This window comes from Ancylomarina sp., assembly GCF_041555295.1.
Lineage (GTDB): Bacteria > Bacteroidota > Bacteroidia > Bacteroidales > Marinifilaceae > Ancylomarina.
Genome location: NZ_JBFFKR010000418.1, coordinates 1 through 2,198, shown reverse-complemented (window position 1 = coordinate 2,198; position 2,198 = coordinate 1). Strand labels below are relative to the sequence as shown.

Below are 2,198 nucleotides of genomic sequence, written 5' to 3'. Positions count from 1 at the left end.
TGTACCCTATCGAACATTGGGGTAGCAAGTGGATCTAAATCCAGGATCTCTTTATATGTCTGCTTAAACTGCAACATATTTTGCGCCTGGCGTAAGATACGTTCTTGGTTTACATTCATAATTAAATGTTTGAGTTAATGACGTTCCCATATTGAGAACGTTTTTAAACGACTATTGAGGCCCGTTGCTATATACTTGCCTCAATCGTTTTATCCAATTGAGATTGAAATCATCAACTGATACGCTGTTCATTCATTGGCAAATTATTTAGTTAGTATTAAAGAGTATTGGCGTCTTTATATTTCGTTTTCGTGTCTGGACTAGCTTGTCGGGACAAACGACTCGTCTATTTCATCAGCCCACTAGCTTATCGGGTCAAAGGACTCGTCTATTTCATCAGTCCACTAGCTTATCGGAACAAAGGACTAGCCTATTTCATCAGTCCACTAGCTTATCGGAATAGACGACTCCTTTATTTCACATCCTCATTAAGGCGATTCGTCTCACTTTGTCTCGCTTCTGTTCCGCTTCACCCTTATCGCATGGGTACACTCACCTTTAACTGAGATCTTTTCGGGTCTTGTTGCTTAGTGACTCGCCCCTGTATCAAACTTTATCACTCTGTTTTTATAAGGTATTCGCTCCTATCTATCATTCTTCTGATTGTTGTATCATATTTTGAAGCGCCTTTGCAATCATCTGCCCACTTTCAAAAAAAACATTCAGCCAGAACGCTGCCTATTCGCCTCCTTGTTCGGCTGTTATCACTTCTCAATTGGAGATAAGTCGGGTATTAAACGGCTCTTATCTATTTATCAAGAACAATTGATTTGCTTGTAGATAGGGGTATGTAGACTATTGCAAGGCTTTCCCTCTTAAAATGAGAGCTCTCGGTTCGTTATAGAAAAAGCATGCTGTATTGGGGATTTTCGGAATGCGAATCAGGAATAAGAGAAAGCATTCCTTATTTCACCAGATAGGTGAACAGGATAATTGCAGCCTTAAGAGGACTGCATGTGATCGTTTTTGTCTTTGCGATGATTCTCTTTGTTTTCATTATTGTATGAAATCGTTCAGCTCTGTATTTAGAAGCTTTGAAATAAGTTTCAAACACCTTTTGCTGAAATCTCTATGAAAAATTAGCCAACATCACGCCTTCTTTTCATCGGATGATAAGTCTAAGTTTTGTAATTCAATCTTACATTAATATTATTACAAAAAAAATATCTTATCATATCTCAATCATCACTCTTACCAATACAATATATACACTTAATAATTATAGCAGTATTTACAGAACCAACTTCACAATCAATTAAATTTTATACTGTATTATAAAGACAAGTTAAGGAAAGATTTTTAAATATCATAAAAACAAGCATTTAAATAATTCCCTATCCTTTTCATAAGCTTATTACTCTTGCTTGGTCTTGCAAAAAAACCGAAGGATTCATATCCCTCGGCTCACAATAAACATTCTATTTTCTTAACAGCTACTTGCTGATAAATCGAGTTGCTTACCCGATTGGGCAGCTTTTTTATCCAGATTCATACCAACTGTAATTCCAACAGCTATTCCAACAATCAGTCCCATACCATTATTGTCGAATGAGGCAGAAAAAGCAACTCCCAATGCAACACCTATAGACAGCCACAAATTCCGATAATGGTCTCTAATAACCCAGCCCAATTTCTTTTCGAGTAATCTTAGGGTTTGTGAATAGGTTTTTCTCAGGCATTTTCTCAGCTCTATTGGGGTACCCGAAAAGTTATTTATTTTTTGAATATCGGAGTTAATCATATTCAATATTTCTACTGGTACTTCCCTTTTACTAAGAACCTCAATTAGAGCTTGCATTCTTTTGTAGGCTTTTAGTAATCGCTTATCCTCATCTAAGCCCTCTATATTTCTTAATTTCTCGATTGTCATATTTCTCATTTTCGTCTTTATATCTAATTTACTTAAGCTCAAGCCGCATGGCTTTTACTTTTCTCCTTAGATGAGAAAAGTAAACAAAAGAATCAAGTCAGCCTGATCCTTCTTTTATCAGCTTGGTTACAATGGTAGCATGCCTCACGGCAGGCTGACAAAGCACACTCAAATCTTATCTCACAATTTTTATTATTTGATAAAAAAATATAAATTCCAAGTGGACATTATTTTCTTAACTCTTCCATATCAGCTATAAGCTCATCTA

1 protein-coding gene is annotated in these 2,198 nt (G+C 36.0%); it reads right to left on the bottom strand.

Annotated elements, in window-relative coordinates:
• Positions 1 to 1,486: 1,486 nt before the first annotated feature.
• Positions 1,487 to 1,930 (bottom strand): hypothetical protein, encoded by a 444-nt coding sequence (locus ABY905_RS16640; RefSeq protein WP_372645913.1) that lies wholly within the window; start codon positions 1,928 to 1,930, stop codon positions 1,487 to 1,489.
• Between the last annotated feature and the right edge of the window lie 268 nt (positions 1,931 to 2,198).